Annotated in this window: 22 protein-coding genes, 1 tRNA gene and 1 pseudogene; 1 reads left to right on the top strand and 23 read right to left on the bottom strand. The window is 44.6% G+C overall.

Annotated elements, in window-relative coordinates:
- Nucleotides 1-79: 79 nt before the first annotated feature.
- The 20 genes and pseudogenes from ACTNA4_RS00905 to ACTNA4_RS00810 form a co-directional block, all read right to left on the bottom strand.
- Entirely contained in the window at nucleotides 80-1,234 is a 1,155-nt protein-coding gene (locus ACTNA4_RS00905) for an alanyl-tRNA editing protein (RefSeq protein ID WP_427806484.1), read from the bottom strand.
- A 61-nt stretch (nucleotides 1,235-1,295) separates the two neighbouring features.
- Nucleotides 1,296-3,062 carry an arginine--tRNA ligase gene (gene argS / locus ACTNA4_RS00900; RefSeq protein ID WP_427806378.1) on the bottom strand — a complete coding sequence of 589 codons (1,767 nt, stop codon included), beginning with the start codon at nucleotides 3,060-3,062 and terminating at the stop codon, nucleotides 1,296-1,298.
- An 80-nt stretch (nucleotides 3,063-3,142) separates the two neighbouring features.
- Nucleotides 3,143-3,745, bottom strand: a complete 603-nt coding sequence (locus tag ACTNA4_RS00895; RefSeq protein WP_427806379.1) for a hypothetical protein — start codon at nucleotides 3,743-3,745, stop codon at nucleotides 3,143-3,145.
- A gap of 160 nt (nucleotides 3,746-3,905) precedes the next feature.
- Nucleotides 3,906-3,977 (bottom strand) — tRNA-Arg (locus ACTNA4_RS00890).
- Between the two features lie 87 nt (nucleotides 3,978-4,064).
- Entirely contained in the window at nucleotides 4,065-4,895 is an 831-nt protein-coding gene (locus ACTNA4_RS00885) for a DUF5688 family protein (RefSeq protein ID WP_427806380.1), read from the bottom strand.
- Nucleotides 4,896-5,158: 263 nt separating this feature from the next.
- The gene (efp, locus tag ACTNA4_RS00880) at nucleotides 5,159-5,722 is read right to left on the bottom strand and encodes an elongation factor P (protein WP_427806381.1); all 564 of its coding nucleotides are present in this window, start codon (nucleotides 5,720-5,722) and stop codon (nucleotides 5,159-5,161) included.
- A gap of 132 nt (nucleotides 5,723-5,854) precedes the next feature.
- The gene (gene aroD / locus ACTNA4_RS00875; RefSeq protein WP_427806382.1) at nucleotides 5,855-6,616 is read right to left on the bottom strand and encodes a type I 3-dehydroquinate dehydratase; all 762 of its coding nucleotides are present in this window, start codon (nucleotides 6,614-6,616) and stop codon (nucleotides 5,855-5,857) included.
- A 64-nt stretch (nucleotides 6,617-6,680) separates the two neighbouring features.
- The gene (locus ACTNA4_RS00870; RefSeq protein WP_441015949.1) at nucleotides 6,681-7,577 is read right to left on the bottom strand and encodes a LysR family transcriptional regulator; all 897 of its coding nucleotides are present in this window, start codon (nucleotides 7,575-7,577) and stop codon (nucleotides 6,681-6,683) included.
- 326 nt (nucleotides 7,578-7,903) lie between these two features.
- Entirely contained in the window at nucleotides 7,904-8,410 is a 507-nt protein-coding gene (locus ACTNA4_RS00865) for a YqeG family HAD IIIA-type phosphatase (RefSeq protein WP_441028225.1), read from the bottom strand.
- Nucleotides 8,403-8,960, bottom strand: a pseudogene (locus ACTNA4_RS00860) (shikimate kinase); the annotation flags it as partial. The pseudogene ACTNA4_RS00860 and the gene ACTNA4_RS00865, both read right to left, overlap by 8 nt.
- Before the next feature lie 85 nt (nucleotides 8,961-9,045).
- On the bottom strand, nucleotides 9,046-9,771 hold the full coding sequence (locus ACTNA4_RS00855) for a peptidoglycan recognition protein family protein (RefSeq protein WP_427806384.1): 726 nt from the start codon (nucleotides 9,769-9,771) through the stop codon (nucleotides 9,046-9,048).
- A 145-nt stretch (nucleotides 9,772-9,916) separates the two neighbouring features.
- Entirely contained in the window at nucleotides 9,917-11,371 is a 1,455-nt protein-coding gene (gene guaB, locus ACTNA4_RS00850; protein WP_427806385.1) for an IMP dehydrogenase, read from the bottom strand.
- 77 nt (nucleotides 11,372-11,448) lie between these two features.
- A complete protein-coding gene (locus ACTNA4_RS00845) occupies nucleotides 11,449-11,937 on the bottom strand; it encodes a DUF6106 family protein (RefSeq protein WP_441028156.1) in 489 nt (162 codons plus the stop codon).
- A 115-nt stretch (nucleotides 11,938-12,052) separates the two neighbouring features.
- Nucleotides 12,053-13,678 carry a chaperonin GroEL gene (groL, locus tag ACTNA4_RS00840; RefSeq protein ID WP_427819207.1) on the bottom strand — a complete coding sequence of 542 codons (1,626 nt, stop codon included), beginning with the start codon at nucleotides 13,676-13,678 and terminating at the stop codon, nucleotides 12,053-12,055.
- Nucleotides 13,679-13,731: 53 nt separating this feature from the next.
- Complete coding sequence (locus ACTNA4_RS00835; RefSeq protein WP_427806388.1) at nucleotides 13,732-14,016, bottom strand: co-chaperone GroES; 285 nt, start codon at nucleotides 14,014-14,016, stop codon at nucleotides 13,732-13,734.
- A 121-nt stretch (nucleotides 14,017-14,137) separates the two neighbouring features.
- Complete coding sequence (locus ACTNA4_RS00830; protein ID WP_427819205.1) at nucleotides 14,138-14,443, bottom strand: hypothetical protein; 306 nt, start codon at nucleotides 14,441-14,443, stop codon at nucleotides 14,138-14,140.
- Between the two features lie 82 nt (nucleotides 14,444-14,525).
- On the bottom strand, nucleotides 14,526-15,308 hold the full coding sequence (gene codY, locus ACTNA4_RS00825) for a GTP-sensing pleiotropic transcriptional regulator CodY (protein ID WP_427806390.1): 783 nt from the start codon (nucleotides 15,306-15,308) through the stop codon (nucleotides 14,526-14,528).
- A 134-nt stretch (nucleotides 15,309-15,442) separates the two neighbouring features.
- The gene (topA, locus tag ACTNA4_RS00820; protein ID WP_427806391.1) at nucleotides 15,443-17,509 is read right to left on the bottom strand and encodes a type I DNA topoisomerase; all 2,067 of its coding nucleotides are present in this window, start codon (nucleotides 17,507-17,509) and stop codon (nucleotides 15,443-15,445) included.
- Between the two features lie 28 nt (nucleotides 17,510-17,537).
- Nucleotides 17,538-18,644, bottom strand: a complete 1,107-nt coding sequence (dprA, locus tag ACTNA4_RS00815; protein ID WP_427819201.1) for a DNA-processing protein DprA — start codon at nucleotides 18,642-18,644, stop codon at nucleotides 17,538-17,540.
- Between the two features lie 10 nt (nucleotides 18,645-18,654).
- Entirely contained in the window at nucleotides 18,655-20,190 is a 1,536-nt protein-coding gene (locus ACTNA4_RS00810; protein WP_441015937.1) for a YifB family Mg chelatase-like AAA ATPase, read from the bottom strand.
- Nucleotides 20,191-20,416: 226 nt separating this feature from the next.
- Here ACTNA4_RS00810 and sigK point away from each other — a divergent pair, with 226 nt between their 5' ends.
- A complete protein-coding gene (gene sigK / locus ACTNA4_RS00805) occupies nucleotides 20,417-21,034 on the top strand; it encodes an RNA polymerase sporulation sigma factor SigK (RefSeq protein ID WP_441015934.1) in 618 nt (205 codons plus the stop codon).
- A gap of 53 nt (nucleotides 21,035-21,087) precedes the next feature.
- Here the strand turns inward: sigK and ACTNA4_RS00800 are convergent, their stop codons facing one another.
- From ACTNA4_RS00800 to ACTNA4_RS00790, 3 genes are all read right to left on the bottom strand, one after another.
- The gene (locus ACTNA4_RS00800) at nucleotides 21,088-22,332 is read right to left on the bottom strand and encodes a peptidase U32 family protein (RefSeq protein WP_427806396.1); all 1,245 of its coding nucleotides are present in this window, start codon (nucleotides 22,330-22,332) and stop codon (nucleotides 21,088-21,090) included.
- A gap of 6 nt (nucleotides 22,333-22,338) precedes the next feature.
- The gene (locus ACTNA4_RS00795) at nucleotides 22,339-22,992 is read right to left on the bottom strand and encodes an O-methyltransferase (RefSeq protein ID WP_441028153.1); all 654 of its coding nucleotides are present in this window, start codon (nucleotides 22,990-22,992) and stop codon (nucleotides 22,339-22,341) included.
- A gap of 105 nt (nucleotides 22,993-23,097) precedes the next feature.
- Nucleotides 23,098-24,762, bottom strand: coding sequence for a ribonuclease J (locus ACTNA4_RS00790; protein ID WP_427806398.1), 1,665 nt, complete (start codon nucleotides 24,760-24,762; stop codon nucleotides 23,098-23,100).
- Nucleotides 24,763-24,828 lie beyond the last annotated feature (66 nt).

Genomic DNA, 24,828 nt, shown 5'->3' with positions numbered 1-24,828 from the left:
TTTTTCTGGTTACATTTTATATTTCACCACTATACAACATTTATTTCAAAAAGTAAATAGGAAATTCATGAGAATTTCATTACTGCACTTTCATAAAGTACTCCTTTATTTCGGATGCAGCCCCTTTTAATGACCCTTGAACCATCTCCGGTTTTCCTCCGCCTCTTCCTTCAAATGCCTGATTCAGCTCTTTTCCAAGAGGCCGGACATCCTCCGTGCGGCTTCCGATCACATAGCGGTATCCAACATCATCTGTCCCGGCAAATACTCCGCATACTTTCACATTGCGGTCCAGAACCAGATTCATCAGTTCACGCGGTTCACTGCCCTCCAGACCAGATTCAAAAAGGCAGACACACGCTTTTCCTTCTTCTATGCCGGTTACTTTCCCTGCAAGCATCTCCCGTCTGGCTTCTATCAGTTTCATCTTCCATGCATTCGTCTCTTCTTTCAACTTCTCAACTGCATCTGCTATCAATTCCTCCTTGGAGGACAAGCTGAACATGATCGCTTTTACACTGTCTTCTTTCGCCTGATAATCTGCCAGTGCACGTCTTCCGCAAACCACCGTAAGCCGAACTCCTCCTTTGTAGTTCTGGACACTAATCAGTTTGATCAGACCGATCTCACCGGTATTATCCACATGCGGTGCGCAGCAGGCACACACATCATACCCCGGTATTCGCACAATACGGACCTGACCCTCGATCTCGATCTTGCTCCGGTATTCCAAAGATGCAAGCTCATCTTTTGACGGGTATAACACCTCGACCGGAATGCAGGCAAATACAGCCTCATTCGCCGCATTTTCAATCTCTCTGACTTCTTCCTTTGTCATTGGGCCATTCAGATCCAGCGTACATATCTCATCACTGAGGTGAAATCCCACATTATCATATCCAAATCTTTTATGGATCAAACCGGACAGAATATGCTCCCCTGTATGCTGCTGCATCCTGGTGAACCTCTGTTTCCAGTCAATCCTTCCCTTTACTTCACTGCCCGGCTCAATGTAGCCTTCAGCTTTATGAAAAATGCTTCCGTTTTTTTCCTGAACATCTACGATTCTTATATCTTCCAAAAATCCGGTATCGGCAGACTGTCCGCCTCCCTCAGGAAAAAAGGCAGTTCTGTCAAGAACCACCTCATAATTTTCCCCGGACTTTTCGCAGGAAATGACCTTCGCATCAAATTCAGCCATATGACTGTCTTCATAATATAATCTCTCTGTCATCATCCTTATGTTCCTTCTTTCGTATTTATTCAAGCCACCTTACGAATAGTTTTATTCTATTTTACATCCTCTCCGGTGCTTCAAATCCCAGCAGATCGATACAGGTATTCAGAATATCTCTTGTCAGTTTCAAAAGCCCAATATAACTCTTCTGTTTTGCCTTATCCTCTTCTGCCAGAATTTTTGTTTCATGGTAGAAACGATTAAATGCATTTGCCAAATCATAGATATACGCGCAGATCTTATGCGGCGCAAGCTCCTGATATGCTGTTTCCATCACACTTCCAAATTTGGCAGCCTCCAGCATCAGAGCCTTCTCACTCTCACTTCCGGCGCCAAGAATCCTCGTATCATCCAGCGTATTTCCATTTTCTTTGTATTTATTTAAAATCGACTTGATCCGGACGATCGTATAGAGAATGTACGGACCGGTATTTCCTTCAAATGAAGTGAAACGATCCACGTCAAAAATATAATCCTTCGCAGCCTGATTGGAAAGATCTCCGTATTTAATCGCAGACATTCCCACGATCTTCGCTGTTTTCTCCGCTTCCTCTTCTGCAACAGTACGATTGTCGGTAATCTTCTCATACATCTTATCCGTAATATCTTTGATCAGATGTTCCAGACGCATCACGCCGCCTTCTCTGGTCTTGAACGGCTTTCCATCTTTTCCGTTCATCGTTCCGAAGCCAAGGAACGTAAGCTTTGTATCCTCGCGCACGATTCCGGTCTTCTTCGCGCAGCGGAATACCTGGATAAAATGAAGTTCCTGACGCTTGTCAACCACATAGATCACTTCATCCGGATGATAAAGTTCTTCTCTTTCAACCAGCGTTGCAAGGTCTGTGGTATCATAAAGCGCGGCACCGTCTGATTTCAGAATCATACACGGAGGGATCTCCTTCGTATCCGTCTCTTCCTTTACGTCCACCACAAGTGCTCCCTCATCCAGATGTGCATATCCTTCATCCTTCAGGCGCTGCACCATATCCGGAATATATTTCTGCGCATCTGCCTCGCCCTTCCACAGGTCAAATTCCACGTTCAGATTCGCATAATTCTTCTTAAGATCTGCTACAGATACATTCATAATATGATTCCAGATTGCACGGTATCCTCTTTTCCCGTTCTGCAGCTGGAAAGTAGCCTCCAGAGCCTCCTCACGATAGTCTTCATGCTCCTTGGCATATGCGGATGCAGCAGGATAGATTTCCTCCAGATCACCGATCGTAAACGGCGGTTCTTCCGGATATTCTCCGGTAAACGCATCGTCAAAATACGGCAGATTTGGCTGACGCTTTCTAAGCTCTGTAATAATCAATCCCATCTGATATCCCCAGTCGCCAAGGTGAATATCTCCGGTCACACGATTCCCCATGAAGCGGGTAATTCTCTTAATACTTTCGCCGATGATCGCAGAACGAAGATGTCCTACATGCAGCGGTTTTGCTACATTCGGTCCGCCGTAATCGATCAGGATCGTCTTCGGATTTTTCTCTTCTTCCACGCCAAATTTATCATCTTTTGCCATTTCATTCAAATATCCGGCAATATAATCCGGATTCGTTTTCAGATTAATAAATCCCGGCTTCACAGCCTCTGCCTCGCGAATGCTTCCATCACCTGTAATCTTTGCCACAACCTCTTCCGCGATCATGATCGGTGCTTTGTGGTACTTTTTAGCTCCGGCCATCGCCCCGTTGCACTGGTATTCGCAAAGATCCGGCCGATTGGACAGCGTCACTTTCGCCAGTTCTTTTTCATATCCGGCCTCCTCAAACGCCTGTTCCAGTTCCTCTGTTATAAGATCCAGGATTTTCTTCATACTCTTCTTCCTCTCTGTCTTTCAAATCTGTTTCAAAACCAGTTTTTATTATAAGGGAATCTTCTCCCGTGCGCAATATTTTATTTCAGCACGCTTTGTAAATCCCCCAGTGCCTGCGCCAGCATTTCATCCGAATGTACAGCACGGGCGTAAGATTCTTCGATCTGCCTGAATAGTCCCCGTACATCTTCATGCTGCGTGATATGTGCGATGTATTTCTGGATCTCTTCATCTACGCTTGCACTGATTTTAATTGTTCCGTCCTCTTCCCTCTCTATATAGAGCGTTCCCAGCCCCGGAACCGGCGTATAGATATCTCGGATCTTCATCTCATAGGTCGCATATACCACATAGGTATTTTCATATTGCCCGTTTTTCATATACAGATAAAGGTTCTCGTAATTCTCGACATAATCTGCATTTTCTCCAATCCGGGCATAGTACTTTTCCACCGCCTGATTCACATCTTCCATCCTGCTCTCACGAAGTGGATTCGTCTCCATCTCTTCGCATCCTTGAACGCTCACGATCGCGGGAACCGGAATCACCTGCGGTTCTTCCTCATACGTCAGAAAAAACACGGTCATCATCCCTGCCAGTCCAAGAAGCAATATCCCAACGATCACATTCGCCCGCTGATGCTTCCAGTACCAGAGACAGAGATTCCTCACTTTTTCCGCCATATCAGAAACCTCCTTGTTCTCCCCCATGATAACGCGGCAGATTTTCTGCGTCAATAGCGAAAAATTGAAAGTTTTGTCAGATGCAAAAATGCGGCATCACTATTACAAAAAACAGCAGAAATACATGGAACAAATCATGTACTCCTGCCGTTCTCTTATACGTCCCTGATCAGAATCGAACTGACGCACCCGCCTCCGGAGGGCGGTGCTCTATCCACTGAGCTACAGAGACAATAATTAATATAGCACTATTATCTCTAAAAATCAAGTGAAAAATCATAATCTATTCTGACCAGATTCACAGTTATCTTATATTTCGTTAGAAAATGACCCTCTTTTCTTTACGAATATATCGATAGACCGTATTGGACAGTATCTCTTCTTGTTCCACTTCCGTCTGATTGATCTCCTCAACCATATTCTCAAGCTGAAGCCGATTCATTCCAATGCTTTCCGGAACTACAATCAGTTCATGAATACTGCTGGGAAGGATATAGAAGTCTTCTCCGATAAGAGCAGCAACTTTCTCCCAGGTGTCCGGATACAACATGACTGCTGCACCAAGATTGCGTGTCTGGTTCGTCACTACGTACATGGTGTCCGCAAGAATACCAAGATCCATCGGAAGCAGTTTCGGCGTGTTCTCTTTCGCAAGCCGGCTGATTTCTTCCTTCGTGACATTCCACCGAAGCATATGCTCACTGCGAATCAGAATCGTTGCCGGTCCGAATCCGGTATGATCCAGAAGAATATAAAAAACAACTGCAAGATCCAGATATTCCTCATAAGGAATCTCTCGAAGCAGTTCCAGATTGGATTCCTTATGAATCAGTTTATAAACAATTTTGTCTTTTATATTCTCAAATTTTAAAATATTGTTATATGGATAGGAATTTTTCAAACTGATTTTTTCATAGATTGAGTGAATTGTCTGTGCCATTTCCTGGACTGAGGCACCTTCGAGATACTGTTCATAGAATTCTTCCAGATAGATCGTCGGAGCAATGTTGACATCTTTTTTTATAAACACAAGCCCGGTTCTTAGGGCACTGTTATTCTTAATTGCTGTGTGAATCTCCACCGCCACATCCGGCTCCATCTGTCCTCTGACTTCTCTGTGCATTGCTTTTACAAAATCCGTATATTCCATACGTTCTCCTTTCCTAAAATCTGAAACTCTGCGCAGCCGTCAAAGAAAACATCATCTGAATGAGAATACCTGATTTACAGGTATGTGAGTTGATTATACGTTTCCTTTCTTCCTTTTTCAAGTACTATTTTTCATGAGCCCCAAAGGCTTTGACAAGAAAAAATGCCGGAACTACGGGATTTATCCGTAATTCCGGCATATACATTCTTATGATTTTTGTGAAAAATGCCAGACACTCATATCTGTACTTTCTATCCTTCAACCTATGCTCTGGATAAATACTCTCCTGTACGAGTATCAATCTTAATTCTTTCACCCTGATCGACAAACAACGGAACCATAACCTGTGCACCAGTCTCAACAGTAGCCGGTTTCGTAGCACCCGTAGCAGTATTTCCCTTTACGCCTGGCTCTGTCTCTGTAATCTCAAGTTCTACAGTAAACGGCGGCTCAATTGCGAAAGGACTTCCCTGATAAGAGCTGATCGTAACGTTCTCATTCTCTTTCACAAACTTCATGGAATCGCCAACAGTTTCTGCGTTAATGGCAATCTGATCATAGGTCTCGTTGTCCATAAAATAATACAAATCTCCGTCGTTGTAGAGATACTGCATATTCTTTCTCTCGATAAATGCTTCCTCAAATGTCTCTGTCGGACGGAATGTTCTTTCTACCACACCGCCATTGATGATGTTTTTAAGCTTCGTACGAACGAAAGCTGCACCTTTTCCTGGTTTTACATGTAAGAACTCAAGTACCTGATATACATTGCCTTCAATTTCCAGCGTCATACCATTTCTGAATTCACCAGCTGATTTTACTGCCATTGTATACTTCCTCCTTAATATATGCTCTACGGCATTCCTTTTTCATCTTAAATCATTCACTTTAATAATTCTATAATAAATCTCTGTATTTTTCAACCGAAACTTTTGTATTTTTATGAACAGTTGCAACTTTTACATATTTTCATGCAGTACTTTCAGAATTTTACTCAGATCCCTTGCGTTCATCTGCCCGGGTGCCGATGCCTTTCCTGCTGTACCGAATGTCATAGCTGAACCGGACATTTCTCCGCAGATCCGGCTGATACCACCTATGCCTCCCATGGACATCGAAACGATCGGACGATCGGCATACTTTTCGTGCATCTCAACCGTTGCTTCCATAAGGGTCATAACATCTCCCCTGCTTTGTGGCATAACAGCGATCTTCAGGATATCTGCTCCCGCTTCCTGCATGGCACAGAGTCTCCGAACGATCTCATCCTTCTTTGGTGTCTTTTCGAAATCATGGTTGGATGCAATAACCTTTCCATGACACCGGTGAATTTCTTCAATCAGGCCCGGAACCAGATCTGCGTCCAGAAACGCTTCCACATCGATCAGATCTGCATCTTTCGTTTTTGCTGCTTCTGAATTCAGCATCGCATACATTTCCGGTGTGATATCCTTCTCTCCTCCTTCTTTTGCTGTTCGTATTGTAAAAAGGAGCGGTGTTTCGTTCAGTATTGCACGAAGTTCCTTCAAAACTTCTTTCACCTTCTCCACATCAAATACGTCCTCATACCAGTCTGCTCTCCACTCCGCGATATCTGCCGGGACTTCTGAAAGCTTTCCGGCTTCACCCAGTATCTCCTCCTTCGTTTTCCCGACGATCGGCACACATATTTTAGGGATTCCTTCTCCGATTCTTATATTTCTGATTTCAAGCGGCTTCATTCTTCTCCCTCCTGTCACACACAAATATATCACAGAATGACAATTCGGGCAACCTAACTCTCACTCACTTGGAAACCTCCTCTTTGTAGCATTTCTCCACATAATCTGCAAAATGCTTTACAATAGGAGCTAAATACTTGTTCTTCATTATCGCCATATAAACAAACCGTTCGTAAGAAGGTTCTTTGATTTCCAATACATCCACAGCCAGACTTTTTAAAAGCGGTATTTCCGGCATTACAGCAATTCCAAATCCCTGTGCCACAAGACCTGCCATAGAATTGTCTTCCAGTATTTCGTAAGCTATCTCCGGCATTCCACTCGATTTTTCAAAAAGATCATCAATAATCAGACGAAGTCCACAGGATTTCGGGAAACAGATATGCGGATATTTCACTGTCTCTGCCAGTGTGATCGCTCCTCTGCCGGCCAATTCATGATCTTTGGGTACAACAACCACTAATTTTTCCATACCTACAGGTATGAAAACAACTTCCGGTTCATCTTCTTTACCCGAGCAAAGTGCAAGATCATACTTTTCTTCTTTTAGTCCCTTGATAATATCTGTCGTACTGCCTGCATGAAAATGGAACTCCACATCCCATCCTTCATGCTGATTTAAAAAACCTCCGACCAGCTGTGGTACAAAAACACTTCCAAGTGTATAAATGTACGCCAAATCAATCATTCCACTCGTTTCACTTGTGAGAGCCTTCATCTTTTTGACTCCTGAATCCAGAATAGAAAGCGATTCCTGCACATATTCGCGAAATACTTTTCCATACTTTGTCAGGGCAACATTTCTTCCGCGCTTTTCAAAAAGAGTGGTTCCCAGTTCCTGTTCCAGCATACTGATGGCATGGCTTAAACTCGGCTGCGTAATGGAAAGCATCTCAGCTGCCTTTGTGTAGTGTTCCACTTGAGCCAGAGTTGCAAAATAATACAACTGATTTAAATTCATAAACCCTACCACCTTTCCTTTTTATTTTACAATAACATAAATTATAGAAAAATACTATAAAAATTATACATATTGTCTATATTATTTTTGTAACATACGAAGGCCGTATTTTATCCGGTGAAACTTCAGTTCTGGTAGAGTAGGCGGATGAACCTTTCATCCGCCCCTCATTTAGCACCCTGTATTACTACAACGCACCGAGTTTAGCTACACGGCTCACTGGCGATTACCGTGACCGGACTTGCACCGGCAAGTGTGGTCCAGCTTCGCTGGACACACACAAAACAAAAGAGCCTGCTTCCTGCAGACTCCTTTGCTGTTTTCTATTATCTGTTTCTTTTTTTGTCTCTTTTATAAAAATATAGAACAATTTTTTCAAGATAACGTTTCAGAACAATCTGAATTTCTTCTTTTGGATGTATCGGCTTCACAAGTATGCTTTCGATTCCGGTGCGTTTTGCTCCCCATACATCTGTAAATAACTGATCTCCGATGAAAATTGTATTCTTCTCATCCGTGCTCATCAGTTCCATTGCTTTCTTGTAATTCTTTGTAGAAGGTTTATGCGCATTATAGACATATTTACTTCCCACTTTCTCCGCAAAAGGCTTCACTCTCGGCTCTTGATTATTCGAAATCAGACAAGTATCAAATCCAATCCTTCTCAGCATTTCAAACAGTCGGATAGCTCGCTGATCGGCCGGTGCGCCGTGAGGAACCAGTGTGTTATCAATATCAAAAACCAGCCCCCGGTAACCCTCTGTATATAACTTGTCAAAATCAATCACATAAGTGGATGCCACATAATCATCCGGGTAAAACATATTAAACATCTTTCTCATCCATTTCCTTCAATTTCTGCATCATCTCTTCACAGATCTCTGAAACACGTTTCTGGTCCGTGCTTACAACGATATCTGAAGCTGCTTCGTATTTGGGTCTTCGCACTTCCATCAGGCCGCCGATATAATCTACATCTTTGTGCCCATTCAAAAGGGGACGGTCATCACTGTCTTTCACGCGCTCCAGAATCGTCTCCGGGGCTGCCGTAAGTAGAACAACTCTTCCATTTTTCTTCATCTCTTTCACGTTGCGGTCTTTCATGGCAACACCGCCGCCACAAGAAATAACTTTGTTCGTCTGAGACTGCATCTCAATCAGAAGATTCGTCTCCAGATTGCGAAAATATTCTTCTCCGTGTACGGCAAAAATATCGGATATACTCATCTTCTCACGCTCTGCGATCACCTGATCCATCTCGATCACTTCCATACCATACTCTTTATTCAGGTAAGCGGAAACTGTACTTTTCCCTGCGCCCATAAATCCAATCAAAACAATATTATAATCCAACATTTTTTTATTCATATTCTTCATTGTATTCCTCATTTCCTGTCTTGTACCACTGTACATATGTATGGATTCAGTATAACAGAATTTATTATTTCTTATCAACCCAAATATCTTATTATTCTTCTTTCGGAGTTGCAAGCGCAGTCTTCACATCAAGCTTAAACTGTTCCCATGCATCTTCATTTTCCACAAAATATTTCGGACAGTTTTTCCCGGTCACATCATAATGTCGGATCACGTCATTTTCATCCAACCCGAACTTCTCGCAGAGCCACGCCGTGAGCTGTACCATGGAACGATATGTCTTCTCATTGAACATCCCGCTCTCATCGGGATGGCAGCATTCGATCGAAACTGTATCTGCATTTCGCGAATTCGAGGCATAAGCCACTTCCCAGGTCGGGATACACTGCACGATTTCTCCATCCAATCCAACGATGAAATGACTGCTTGCCTTCGTGGTATGCGTATCTTTGAGGCCCTCAAAATAGTCTCTGTTCTGCATGGCCGTTGCACCGGGATTTGCCGTATAGTGGATCACAATTCCCTGGATCTCTCCCGTCTCCGTCCCCGGTCTGGAGTATTCATTTACAGTCAAAAGTTCCACATCAATATCCGGTTTTGTCGCATCGATTTTTGCATCCTCTTTTTCCCAGTACTTCCCGGAGCGGATACATCCTGCAATTCGTATCACAGAAAGAATCAAAATCAGTAAAACAAGGATAACTACGCCCAGCTTCAGATAGTGCCGCAGCCGAATCTGCTGCTTCTTTGTATATCCTCTTTCTCTGTTCCTGTATATCTTCTCTTTTCTTCTTCTCTTTCGCCTCTTGCCGAACATTCCTGCCCCTACCTTTTTTCTATAGCTTCATTCTTTTACTTTACCATATTTCGTTCGAACAAAAGCAGAATATTTCATTATTTTTTTCTTAAGCCTTTGAAGCACAGACATAAAAGATGCCCCGGCATCACCGAGGCATCTCATTTTATTCATCTACACTGTAGTTCGGAGCTTCTTTAGTAATATGGATATCATGTGGATGACTTTCCTTTAATGAAGCCGAAGAAATCTTCACAAATCTTCCGGTCGTCTTCAGTGTCTCGATATCCGCAGCACCACAGTATCCCATACCGGAACGCAGACCGCCCATAAGCTGGAATACGGTGTCTTCTACAGAACCTTTATACGCCACACGTCCTTCTACTCCCTCCGGAACCAGCTTTTTAGCATCCGTCTGGAAGTATCTGTCCTTGCTTCCGTTTTCCATAGCAGCAATAGAACCCATGCCGCGGTATACTTTATATTTTCTTCCCTGATATAATTCGAATGTTCCCGGGCTTTCATCGCATCCTGCAAAGATACTTCCCATCATACATACATTCGCACCTGCCGCAATTGCCTTTGTCATATCTCCTGAGTACTTGATACCACCATCAGCAATGATCGGAACCCCATATTCTTTTGCAGCTTCATAGCAATCCATAACCGCTGTGATCTGCGGTACACCGATACCTGCAACGACACGTGTAGTACAGATTGATCCAGGACCGATACCTACTTTGACAGCGTCGGCTCCTGCTTCGATCAGAGCTCTTGTTGCTTCGCCTGTAGCTACATTTCCCGCAATAACCTGAAGTTCCGGGAATGCCTCTTTGATCATCTTGACAGTCCGGATCACGTTTGCAGAATGTCCATGCGCAGAATCCAGCACGACAACATCAACATGTGCCTTCACGAGTGCTTCCGCTCTTTCCAGACAGTTTGCAGTAATACCAATCGCTGCTCCGCAAAGAAGACGTCCTTTGGCATCTTTCGCAGAAAGCGGATACTTGATCTGCTTCTCAATATCTTTAATCGTGATCAGGCCTTTCAGATTGAAATCCTTATCCACGATCGGAAGCTTCTCCTTGCGTGCTTTCGCAAGAATCTTTTTAGCCTCTTCCAGGGTAATGCCCTCCGGTGCTGTGATCAGCCCTTCCGAAGTCATGGATTCTTTAATCTTCTTGGAAAAATCCTCTTCAAACTTCAAATCACGGTTGGTAATGATACCTACCAGCTTTCTTCCTTCTGTGATCGGCACACCTGAAATGCGGAACTTCGCCATCAGATCATTAGCATCCGCAAGTGTATGTTCTGGTGAGAGATAAAATGGATCCGTGATTACTCCATATTCAGATCTCTTAACTTTGTCTACTTCTTCTGCCTGCTGTTCAATCGACATATTCTTATGAATAATACCAATACCACCCTGACGAGCCATCGCAATCGCCATTCTATGTTCCGTAACTGTATCCATACCGGCACTCATCATTGGTATATTCAGCTTAATCTTGTTTGTCAGATAGGTTGACAAATCGACCTGATTCGGAATCACTTCTGAATACCCAGGTACTAAGAGTACGTCATCAAATGTAATTCCTTCTCCGATAATCTTTCCCATTATCCTTTTCCTCTCTTTCGCTTCTTTTGTTGTGATTTAACTGCTATCATACAATACATGTTACACTTGTGTCAACCCTAAACAAAAACTTTTCTAGGTGCAAGCATCTTCATTCCTTCCAGAATCGTTGAATTCGGTTCAAAAACCACTCTCTTCTTTTCACCCTTCTGAACGATCACCATCTCGTACTGCTTTGCATCCCGGTTTCCAGAGCTGAAATCCACTGTCTTAAGTCCCTGATACGGTCTAAGTTCTGCTGAACCTGCCTGTGCAAGAACTTCCATCTCATTTAATTCCATCGTGAAAACCTTTTTTCTGCGGGACTTTGCCATAATCTTGTCGATATCAAGAGCGCCGTTGACAAACAGATATTCAAATTCCACATCCATACTGCGGAATAAGAAAACGTCCAAACAAATCAAAATAATTGGTGCAATGATAGCAACCGGAATGATCAAAACAAGCCCAACTGAAACAACCGTAAGCAAAATCAGTGCTGCTTTTGCAAGAATCGTGCTTGCGGGGGCGTTCCGCTTCACAAGTTGTTCGGTATAATAATCACCCATATCTTACCTCCAAATTTCCTTTTGTATATTTCTATCATTGTATCACTTTTCCTACAAAAAGAAAACTCCTCTTTACGAGGAGTTTTCAAAATTCACAAATAATTCAAAACGGGAATTACATCATTCCCATTCCGCCTGCGCCTCCTGCCGGCATCGGTGGAACATCTTCTTTAATATTTGCAACAACAGATTCTGTCGTGAGCAATGTAGAGGCTACGCTTGTTGCGTTCTGAAGTGCGCTTCTTGTAACTTTAGCCGGGTCAAGAATTCCAGCTTTTACCATATCAACATATTCTTCTGTGTATGCATCGAATCCGTTTCCTGGTTCTGCTTCTCTGACTTTGTTAATGATAACAGCACCTTCCAGACCTGCATTTGCTGCGATATGGAATAATGGAGCCTCCAGAGCTTTCAAGACAACGCCTGCACCTGTCTTCTCATCACCTGTCAATGTCTCAGCCATCTTTGCAACTTCTTTTGCTGCATGGATATATGCAGATCCGCCACCTGCGATAATACCTTCTTCTACTGCTGCTCTGGTAGCTGCAAGAGCATCTTCCATACGGAGTTTCGCTTCTTTCATTTCAGTCTCGGTTGCTGCGCCAACGCGAATAACAGCTACACCGCCTGCCAGTTTTGCAAGTCTTTCCTGAAGTTTTTCTTTGTCAAAGTCAGAAGTTGTCTCTTCGATCTGGGCTTTGATCTGTGCAATTCTTCCGGAAATTGCATCTTTATCGCCAAAACCGTCAACGATTACCGTGTTTTCTTTCTGAACTTTTACAGATTTAGCACGTCCGAGCTGATCCATGGTAACTTCCTTCAAATCAAGGCCAAGTTCTTCTGAGATCACCTGTCCGCCTGTCAGGATCGCGATATCTTCCAGCATTGCTTTTCTTCTGTCGCCATATCCCGGTGCCTTTACTGCTACAACATTGAATGTTCCGCGCAGTTTGTTCACAATCAGTGTTGTGAGTGCTTCACCTTCAATGTCTTCAGCGATAATAAGAAGTTTTGCTCCGGACTGAACGATCTGCTCCAGAAGCGGAAGGATTTCCTGAATGTTGGAAATCTTCTTGTCTGTGATCAGAATGAATGGATTGTCAAGATTTGCTTCCATCTTCTCCATATCGGTGCACATATATGCGGAAATATATCCACGGTCAAACTGCATACCTTCTACCAGGTCAAGTTCTGTCTTCATGGTCTTGGATTCTTCGATCGTGATAACGCCGTCGTTGGAAACCTTCTCCATAGCGCTTGCTACCATCTCGCCTACTTCATCATCACCGGCTGAAATAGCAGCCACTCTTGCGATCTGATCTCTTCCGTTTACTTTGCTGCTCATCTTCTGGATTGCTTCAACAGCGCAGTCCGTTGCTTTCTTCATACCTTTACGAAGAACAATCGGGTTTGCCCCTGCTGCAAGGTTCTTCATACCTTCATTTACCATAGCCTGGGCAAGTACGGTAGCTGTTGTGGTTCCGTCTCCGGCAACATCATTTGTCTTGGAAGCGACTTCACGGATGAGCTGTGCTCCCATGTTTTCAAATGCATCTTCCAGTTCAATCTCTTTTGCAATCGTTACACCGTCATTTGTGATAAGCGGTGCTCCGAAGGATTTATCCAGAACTACGTTTCTTCCTTTTGGTCCTAATGTTACTCTTACTGTATCAGCAAGCTGATTCACACCTGCTTCCAATGCTTTTCTGGCTTCTGCGCCGAATTTAATTTCTTTTGCCATTTCAATCACTCCTGTTTTAAAATAATTCTTTTCTAAAGGCCATATACGGCTGACTATTTGATTACTGCAAGAATGTCACTCTGTTTTACAATGATATATTCAACATCGTCCAGTTCTACTTCTGTTCCGGAATATTTAGAATAGATGACCTGATCGCCGACTGCCACATTCATCGTCACTTCCTTACCGTCCACCATTCCGCCCGGTCCTACTGCGATTACTTCTGCCTGCTGCGGTTTCTCTTTTGACTGTCCCGGTAATACGATACCTGACTTTGTCGTCTCTTCTGCTACTAACTGTTTTAATACAACTCTGTCACCTAAAGGTTCTAATCTCATTGTAATTCCTCCTTGATTTCTATTTTTGTTAGCACTCATTAAATTTGAGTGCTAAAAACTGTCTAGATATAAAATAGCACTGCGACTTCTATTTGTCAACATGCCTTTTTTAATTTTATAATTACTTTATATTTATTTCATAAAATCCATTGACAATCTGAAAAATCAAGATCATTCCGGCTCTGTTCTCATACCGCTCTTTGATCACGCCTTTGCAGACTGCTTCCCCTTTCAGGGTCTGAATCCGGCATTCATAGACTGCATCCAGAGAAATATCGGTTATTTCTCCCGTGCTCATCCGCAGATGAAGCTGCTCCATCTCTTTCTGATACTCGATCACTGTGCATTTGTAAACCGTCTCGTCCTGCTTTCCGCCTTCGAGATAATTGTGGATCATCGAAATGACCGCTCTGTCTCCGTCGTACATTTTTCTTTCTCCTTTCATTGTGATCTATGTTAATGAGAGATAAAAAGGGTATCAGACTCCTGATACCCTTCTCTTCTGTTTTCTATTTCATTTTTTCTCTTTTGATCTTGTCCAATTCTTTGAAAACATAATCGTTCGCGACTTTGATATAAGTACCTTTCATACCGGAAGATCTGGATTCGATCACGCCCGCACTTTCAAACTTACGAAGTGCATTTACGATCACGGAACGGGTAATTCCCACCCGGTCAGCAATCTTGCTTGCAACCAGAATTCCTTCCATGCCGTCAAGTTCTTCGAAAATGTGTATGATTGCTTCCAATTCAGAAAATGATAAAGTACTGATTGCGGATTGTACGATCTGTTCCTTTCTGGTCTCCTCAGCGCTTTCTTCATTCACAGAGCGAAGCATCTCAAGTCCCACGACTGTTGTACCGTATTCACTGAGAATAATATCATCAATCTCATACAAGGCATCTTTCTTGTAAATGAACAGACTTCCAAGCCTCTCTCCCGCAATATCGATCGGAGTAATGATCGCCTGATACCCTTTCACAATCTCCGGTGTAAAACCTAGTGTCTGAAGATTGACATTCTCTTTCGTGGAAAGGATATTCAGGAGACGCTCATTCAGCATCTCGTCAATGTGTCCGCCGACCTCTCCCTTCAGAAGTTCTTTAATCTCCGGAACGCCCGGACAAGCACTGACTCCCAACACTTTTCCTTTTTTACTTACCACAAGCACGTTGGACAGAAGAATCTCTGTCAGCACCTCACAAATGTCATTAAACACAACTTTGCTGGAATTATTATTGTGCAGCAATTTGTTTATTTTTCTAGTTTTATCCAATAATTGTACGCTCATTTTATCCTCCATAAAGCATTGCACCTCTGGTTTTTCCTCTCCATCGGCTATTGTAGAAATTATTCGCACAAATAGCGAAAAATTTGTGTGCAAAACTATATTATCATACAATTCGCAAGAACTCAATGAATTTCCTATTTATTTTTTACATAACCGCAATGTTCGTCACCGCACACCAGTTTATTTCCTTTTTCCACCATATAGCTTCCGCATTTTGGACATTTTTCCGTGGACGGTTTTTGCCATGACATGAAATCACATTCCGGATTATCCTCGCATCCGTAATATTTTCTGCCTTTCTTAGTCTTGCGCAGCACAATGTCTTTGCCGCATTTCGGACATGCAACGCCGATTTTCTCAAGATACGGCTTTGTATTTTTACATTCCGGGAATCCGGGGCAGGCCAGGAACTTTCCGTGTGGTCCGTATTTGATCACCATGTTGCGTCCGCATTCTTCACACACAACATCCGTAACCTCGTCCTCGATCTTCACGGTATCCAGTTCTTTTTCCGCCTTTTCCACTGCTTCTTCCAGATCCGGATAGAAATTGCGGATCACAGTCTTCCATTCTACCTTGCCTTCTGCAATCATATCAAGAAGTCCTTCCATATAAGCTGTGAAATTCACATCTACGATACTGCTGAAAGATTTTTTCATCATATTATTGACTACTTCTCCCAGCTCTGTCATGTACAGATTCCGGTTCTCCTTCGCAACATATCTTCTGGAAATGATTGTGGAGATTGTCGGAGCATAGGTACTTGGTCTTCCAATCCCCAACTCCTCCAGCGTCTTAACCAAAGCCGCTTCTGTAAAATGCGCAGGCGGCTGAGTGAAATGCTGCTTATAGTCAAACGATTCATGCGTAAGAACCGAGTTCTCATCCAGTCCTTTTACAAGGATATTGCTCCCTTCTTTCTCTTCATCGCTTTCCACATAAACCAGGCGGAAACCTTCAAATACCACCTTGGAAGCAGACACTGCAAAACGATAGTCACCTGCTCCGATCCGGATCGATGTCGTCTCATATCTGGCCGGCTGCATTCTGCTGGCAACAAACCGCTTCCAGATCAGCTGATACAGTCGGAACTGATCTCTGGACAGAGAGTCCTTCACCGATGCAGGGGTCCTGGTCACATCAGAAGGACGAATCGCCTCATGAGCATCCTGAATATTCTTCCCGTCTGATTTCTTCGTCTCTTCTACCTGTGTAACATACTGTTCTCCGTACACTTCACCGATGTATGCCTTCACACTTGCATCTGCTTCTTCTGAGATACGGGTAGAATCCGTACGCAGATACGTGATAAGGCCGGTCGTACCGCTGCCCTTGATATCCACGCCTTCGTATAACTGCTGTGCGATCCGCATGGTTTTAGATGTTGCAAAATTCAGGGCTTTGGAAGCTTCCTGCTGCAGGGTACTGGTGGTAAACGGAAGCGGTGCTTTCTTGATTCGCTCGCCCCGTTTCACGTCGGTCACTTCATAACGCACGCCATCCAATCCTGCTAGAATCTGATTCAGTTCTTCCTTGTTATGAATCACCATTTTCTCGTCTTTTGTCCCATAGAACTTCGCTGTAAGGGGCTTCTTCTCCCCCTTGACATTCAGGATCGCATCCAGCGTCCAGTACTCTTCCGGAATAAAGGAGTTGATTTCTTCCTCCCGGTCCGCAATGATACGAAGTGCCACAGACTGTACACGTCCTGCGCTCAGTCCCCGTTTCACCTTTGCCCAGAGAAGCGGACTGATCTTATATCCCACGATTCGATCCAGCACACGCCTTGCCTGCTGTGCATCCACAAGATCCATGTCGATCTCGCGCGCATTTTTCAAAGATGCTTTCACCGCACTCTTTGTGATCTCATTAAAACTGATCCGGTATACTTTCTTATCTTCAAGCTTCAATGCTTTCATCAAATGCCAGGAGATCGCCTCTCCTTCCCGGTCCGGGTCAGTTGCAAGATAAATCTTATCCGCTTTCTTTACTTCCTTTCGAAGATTTGCAAGAATTTCACCCTTTCCCCGAATGGTGATATATTTTGGTTCAAAATCATGTTCAATGTCAATCCCCATCTGACTCTTCGGTAAATCTCTTACATGCCCGTTAGACGCAACCACCACATAGTTGCTGCCAAGGAACTTCTTAATGGTTTTCACTTTTGTAGGTGATTCCACAATTACGAGATAACGTGCCATAATACTCCTCCATGCCTGTCACTGCAATCTATATTCGTCTGAAATAATAATTTTTCGACCGTTCTGATATGTACCCTTTTAATTCAAGCGAGAGCAGAATCCTTGATAATTCTTCCGGAGCAAGTCCGGTGAGCCTTCGGATCTCCTCTCTGCTTCTCGGGAACAAATCGCACTTACTATACACCAAATCCTCTTCAGTTTCAAGCATTATTTTATTTTTATGGTTATTTTGAGCCATTCCGTTTTTCTTATTTTTCGGAATCATGTGAAGTTGTTCACACAGTTCTTCCGGGTCAAGAAGGATTCCTGCCCCCTGATCTATGAGTCGGTGACAGCCTTTGCTGAGAGCACTGTCAGCGGGTCCGGGAAGTGCAAAAATATCTCTTCCCTGCTCCAATGCCATGTCCGCAGTAATCAGTGATCCGCTTTTTTCTTTTGCCTCCATCACGAGCACCACATCCGCAAGGCCGCTGATGAGACGGTTTCGCGCCGGAAAATGATTGGCAAGAGGCGGTGTACCGGGCGGATATTCCGACAGGATTCCTCCCTTCACAGACAAATCTGTATAGAGTCCTTTGTGCTCTCTTGGATAACACAAATCCACTCCGCATCCTAGTACGGCAAAGGTCTTACCGCCGGAAGATAACGCTCCTCTGTGTGCTGCCCCGTCGATTCCCAGTGCCATCCCACTGATGATCTGTGCGCCTGCCTCTGCCAGTATTTCCGAATACTGCAATGTCATCTTCTCGCCGTAGGCACTGCATCTTCTGGCACCTACGATTGCGACACTTGTTCGATTCTCCTCCGGGAGCTCACCTTTTACGTATAGCCCATATGGCATACCTGTAAGCTCCTTCAACCGTCCGGGATACCTGTCACTGTCCCACGCAAGGAAATGAATTCCTCTTTCTTCCAGTTTTTCCAGCTCTTCCTTCCAGTTCTTACTCTTCCTGCTTTCCATAAGGATCCGCTTTTCTTCCTCTGTGATTCCGGCCATGATGCGCTCTTTTTCACTGATTTCTTCTATATTATATAAAAATTCAGCAGATATTCCCCGATCCGCCCAATTCCGCTTTTTCCCAGGCCTAATTTCTGATATATTCGCCAGATAGTATTCCTGCCACAATTCTGTCATTTTTCTTCTCCTAACAACCCCAATATTTCTTATCCATCATCCTGTACCCGATCGCTTCTCCCAGATGTCCTTCTTCAACCACTTCCGATCCTTCCAGATCCGCGATCGTGCGTGCCACTTTCAGAATTTTGTAATAACTCCTTGCCGTCAGATGCAGCGCATCATATGCCTGTCGCATCAGGGATTCTCCCCGGCTGTCCAGGCGGCAGAACTGTTCTATTTCTTCTTTACGCATCTGCGAGTTTGTTGCAATTGGCAAGTCCTTAAACCGCTCTTTCTGTATTTTTCTCGCCTTTTCCACCTTTTTTCTCAGTTTTTCCGAAGTACATTCTTCCTGTTTTCCCACAAGTACATCATACTCCACCTTCGCCGCTTCCACACAGACATCCAGTCTGTCCAGAAACGGCTGGCTGATCTTTCCCAGATATTTCTGCACCTGTGACAGGGAGCAGGAGCATTTATCCAGATCCGGATAAAATCCGCAGGGACACGGATTCATCGCCGCCACCAACATAAAATCGGCCGGGAACGAATAAATCCCTTGATTTCTGGCGATATGGACGCATTTTTCCTCAAGGGGCTGTCGAAGTGCTTCCAGTGCCGTGCGTGAAAACTCCGGCAATTCATCCAAAAACAGCACACCTCCATGTGCCAGCGTCACTTCTCCCGGCGAAGGGATCATTCCTCCGCCGATCAGAGCTGCCCGGGTCACCGAATGATGAACCTCCCGAAAAGGACGCTTTGTAATCAGCGGATTCTCCCCTTCGATCTGTCCGGCAATACTATAAATCCTGGTGATTTCCAGACTTTCCTCTCTGGTCAGACCCGGCAGGATCGTCGGGATTCGTTTGGCAACCATCGTTTTTCCTGCCCCCGGAGGACCGATAAAAAGCAGATTATGATTTCCAGCTACAGCCACAAGCGCCGCCCTTTTCATGATCTCCTGTCCCTGAATGTCACTATAATCTATGTCCGCTTTTTGTACCTCATGAACAAAATCAGACGTAAAATCCGCTTCTGTGACTGCACAGTTGTGCCCTTTGGCCCACTCGCAGACCTCCGCCAGTGTCTTGACGCCCAGAATATGAATTCCCTGGATCAATACCGCCTCTTTCATGTTTTCTTCCGGTACAATGCAGAACCTGATTCCTCTTTCTTTTGCCTCCGCTACAATTGCGAGAATTCCTTCTGTCCTGCGAACACTTCCGTCCAATCCCAGTTCTCCAACCACCAGTGCATTCTTCAGCCTGTTTCCGGGCAGGATCTGAAGTGCCATGAGTACGCCAAGCGCAATCGGAAGGTCAAACGCTGTTCCTCTTTTTCTTACATTGGCAGGCGACAAATTCACGACCACCTTCCTCGCCGGGATCATAAACCCTGTATTTTTCAGAGCCGTTCGTACACGTTCTGCCGCCTCTTTCACCTCAGAAGCCAGGAAACCCACCATATGAAATACCGGAAGACCATTCCCCACATCTACCTCAACCTGAATCATTTCAACTTTGATTCCCTGAATCGATGCTGATAAAATTGTATAAAATCCCATGAAAATTCTCCTTTACCTGACGGTAAAAGTACAAAAATCTTTTCTGAAAATGTTGTGACGGATCGTCACTTTGATTTGCTAAAAGAAAACCGAAATCCTTTAGAAAATGTATCCCCATCATATCGGAAATCATCCGTTTTGTCAATGCCGGAAATCTTTTTTCGGAAATGCACGCTCAGATTTGTCCCCGCATACACTATAATAACTACTCTGTGAGGTGCTGCTTTTGAAGTCCTTTCCCCCACCTCTCACAGCCGAAGAAGAGGCCTGTTTTCTCCGCAAGTATGCAGAAGGTGACCAAAAGGCCCGGCACATTCTGATTGAACGGAATCTTCGTCTTGTTGCGCATGTCATGAAAAAATATCAATATCTGGAAGATGATCCGGAGGATTTGATCTCAGTTGGGACGATCGGCCTTATCAAGGCCGTATCAACATTTAATCCTCAAAAAAACGCACGGCTGGCCACTTATGCCTGCAGATGTATCCAAAACGAGATCCTGATGCTGCTTCGTAGCAAGCGCAAGACCAATCGTGAAATTTCTCTTTACGAACCAGTGGGCACGGATCGTGAAGGCAACGAGATCCGGATCTATGACATTCTGGAATCCAGAGAAGAAGATGCATGCTCACGGATTTCGGAAAAAAATGACATTCAGCTTCTCTACAGTAAACTGGAATCCGCTCTCACTTCCCGGGAACAGCTGGTTCTGAAGATGCGATATGGTCTATACAATCATGAAGAATACACCCAGCGTGAGATTGCTGAACGGCTCGGTATTTCGCGTTCTTACGTTTCCCGTATTGAGAAGGGCGCAATTGAAAAACTCCGTCCTTATTTCTGATTATATTCAGATACAAAAAGGAGGACCGAAGTCCTCCTGATACATAGCTTCTCTTATGCTTCCCCATTCATTTCCATTTCTTTTCGCCTTAAAATATCATATGGTTCGGCATCACCGGTCAGCTTGACATACAATACCTGTTTCGGATGCGGTGCACTTTCCTGCTCCACTCCTTCTTCATTTACAATACGCTCTACGGTCACTTCCAGATTCCTTCCATCCGGCTTCATGATTTCAATCTCTTCTCCAACACTGAACTTATTTCTCTGTTCGATCCGTACCATGCCGTCACGTACTTCCCCTGCCATTCCAAGATACGTGTAATCGCGCAGATAGGTGTTACTGTCATAAATCTGTGATTCATCCCCGGGTTTACCGAAGAAGAAGCCTGTCGTAAACTGTCTGTATGTGCATCCCACGATCTGTTCCAGATACCAGGGCATGTTCTTCCGGTAAAGCTCCGGATCTTTCTGGTAATCATCGATCGCCTTACGGTAAGTCCTTGCCACTGTCGCCACATAGAGAGCCGTCTTCATTCGTCCCTCGATCTTGAAGCTGTCAATTCCCGCATCGATCAGTTCCGGTATATGCTCGATCATGCAGAGATCCTTAGAATTAAAAATATAAGTTCCCCGCTCGTTCTCGTATACCGGCAGATACTCTCCCGGCCTTGTCTCCTCCACGACCGCATATTTCCATCTGCACGGGTGCGTACAGGCACCGTGGTTGGCGTCTCGCCCGGTAAAATAATTACTGAGCAGGCATCTTCCGGAATAGGAAATACACATCGCTCCGTGCACAAAGGTCTCGATCTCAAGATCATCCGGAATATGACTTCGGATCTCTTTGATCTCCCGAAGCGACAGTTCCCGGGCTGAAACCACACGGCTTGCCCCCTGCTTGTGCCAGAACAGATAGGTTCCGTAATTCGTATTATTTGCCTGCGTGCTGATGTGGCGTTCAATCTCCGGGCATACCTCTTTTGCAATCTCAAATACTCCCGGATCGGCAATGATCAGTGCATCCGGCCTGATGTCCCGAAGCTCCTCAAAATAAGCACGCACACCATCCAGATCATAATTATGAGCCAGAATATTTGCCGTTACATACACTTTCACGCCATGTTCATGAGCGAAAGCGATTCCTTCTCTCATTTCATCCATGGAGAAATTCTTCGCTTTTGCACGAAGTCCGAATGCTTCTCCGCCGATATAAACGGCGTCTGCACCGAAAATAACTGCTGTTTTTAAAACTTCCAGGCTGCTTGCCGGAATCAATAATTCAGGATGTCGTGCCATCTGCTTCTACCTCCCTTTATTTCTTTTCACGCTGACTGCCGTTCCGTCCCCGAGCGGGATGATCGAAGTCTCCAGGTCCGGGTGATGCTTCAGCGTATACAAATACTCCCGCATTCTGCTGTGTATCGTGCGATCCCGTCTTTCCACCGCGAAACGGGACTCAATGATATTCCCGTCCTGGAGCACATTGTCTGAAACCAGAACGCCATCCGGCTCCAGAATTCGGAGCACTTCCGGGAGATATGCAATATACTGCCCCTTCGCGGCATCCATAAAAATAAAATCATATGGCCCACTCAGCTCTGTCAGCACTTCCATGGCATCTCCCTCGATCAGAGTGATCTTCTGTTCCTTCCCCGCTCTTTTGAAATTCTCCCGGGCAATGGGAATTCTTTTCTCATAATTTTCTATCGTAGTAATTGTACATTCTTCAGGAGCATATTCGCTCATCAGCAGCGCCGAGAAGCCGACCGCTGTTCCCACTTCCAGGATCCTCGTGGGACGTTTGATCGCAAGGAGCACCTTCAGAAAACTCTGCATCTCCTTGCGTATGATCGGCACACTATCTCGCAAAGCCGCCTGTTCGATCTCTTCCAGGATCTCGCTGTTCTCCTGTTCCAGAGAATGTAAGTATGTCACCAGACGTTCTTCAACTATCATGTGGTTCCTCACTTCCTGTATTGCACATCACCGATATCCTGTCCATACAGCTGTATACGCATTCATACAGATGCCCCGCAACACCTGCGGGGCACATGAATCCTTCTATACATCCATAATGATCGGTAGGATCATCGGTTTTCTCTTCGTTCTCTTCCAGATAAAATCATTCATCGTATCGCGGATCACAAGCTTGATCTTGCTCCAGTCCGCGTGGCGGCTCATCAGGCACCGCTCCACCGCATCCGTAAGCACACATCTCGCCTCTTCCATCAGGCCTTCCGATTCACGCACATAGACAAAGCCGCGGGAAACGATATCCGGACCTGCCAGGAGCTGATTGGTACCTTTTTCCAGAGTGAGAACAACGATCAGAATACCGTCCTCCGCCAGATGCTGACGATCCCTTAAAACAATATTACCGACATCGCCTACACCAAGACCATCCACAAGAATCTCTCCTGTATGAACTTTATCTACGATCTCGGCGCTGTTCTCATCCAGAGCAAGCACATCGCCCGACTTCAGGATAAATACATTCTCTTTCGGAATTCCCAGAGATTTTGCAAGATTCGCATTCGCTTTCAAATGCCGGTATTCTCCATGCACCGGAATGGCATATTTCGGTTTCACAAGGGAATAGATCAGCTTCAATTCCTCCTGACACGCATGACCGGAAACATGTGCATCCTGGAAAATAACGTCTGCCCCTTTGGCAGAGAGTTCATTGATCACATGGGAAACCGCTTTTTCATTTCCCGGGATCGGATTCGAACTGAAAATGATCGTATCGCCCGGCATAATGGTAATCTTCTTATGAATATCCGCCGACATTCTGGACAGTGCCGCCATGGATTCTCCCTGGCTTCCGGTTGTGATGATCGTCGTCTTCTCCGGCGGATAATTCCGGAGCTGATCCACCTCGATCAGCGTGTTGTCCGGTACATTCAGATATCCAAGTTCAGACGCTACGGAAATGATATTGACCATGCTGCGTCCTTCAACCACAACTTTTCTTCCAAATTTGTAGGAAGAATTGATAATCTGCTGAACACGATCCACATTCGACGCAAAGGTCGCAATGATGATACGGCTGTTCGTATGCTCCGCAAAAATACGGTCGAATGTTGCTCCCACAGTACGTTCAGACTGGGTAAATCCCGGTCGTTCTGCATTGGTACTGTCCGACATGAGGGCTAGTACTCCCTTCTTTCCGATCTCCGCAAACCGCTGAAGATCGATCGCGTCGCCAAATACCGGGGTGTAGTCCACTTTAAAGTCTCCCGTATGCACCACAATACCTGCCGGTGAATAAATGGCAAGTGCAGATGCATCCTGAATACTGTGATTTGTCTTGATAAATTCAATACGGAACTGCCCAAGATTGATAGACTGTCCGTGGCGCACCACTTTTCTTCTGGTGGAGCGAAGCAGATTATGCTCTGCCAGCTTTTTCTCAATGATTCCCATGGTCAGCTTCGTAGTATAAATCGGGAGATTAATCTCCTTAAGCACATAAGAAAGAGCTCCAATATGGTCTTCATGCCCATGGGTAATTACAAAGCCTTTTAATTTTTCAACATTATTCTTAAGATAAGAAATATCCGGAATTACCAGGTCGATTCCCAGCATATCATCTTCCGGAAATGAAAGACCGCAATCCACAACAATAATACTGTCTTCATATTCAAAGGCAGTAATGTTCATTCCGATTTTTTCCAGACCTCCCAGCGGAATGATTTTCAATTTAGAATTGTTCGTTCGTTTCAACGTCACACCTCCATATATTTTTATGTATCGTCCGTACATCCATATCGTAAAATAAAGAGTCTACGC

The sequence above is a fragment of the Bariatricus sp. HCP28S3_A7 genome, from assembly GCF_052066375.1.
In the GTDB taxonomy this organism is placed as follows: domain Bacteria; phylum Bacillota; class Clostridia; order Lachnospirales; family Lachnospiraceae; genus Allocoprococcus.
The sequence above is the reverse complement of the archived record's forward strand: the minus strand, read 5'-3'. Positions and strand labels throughout refer to the sequence as shown.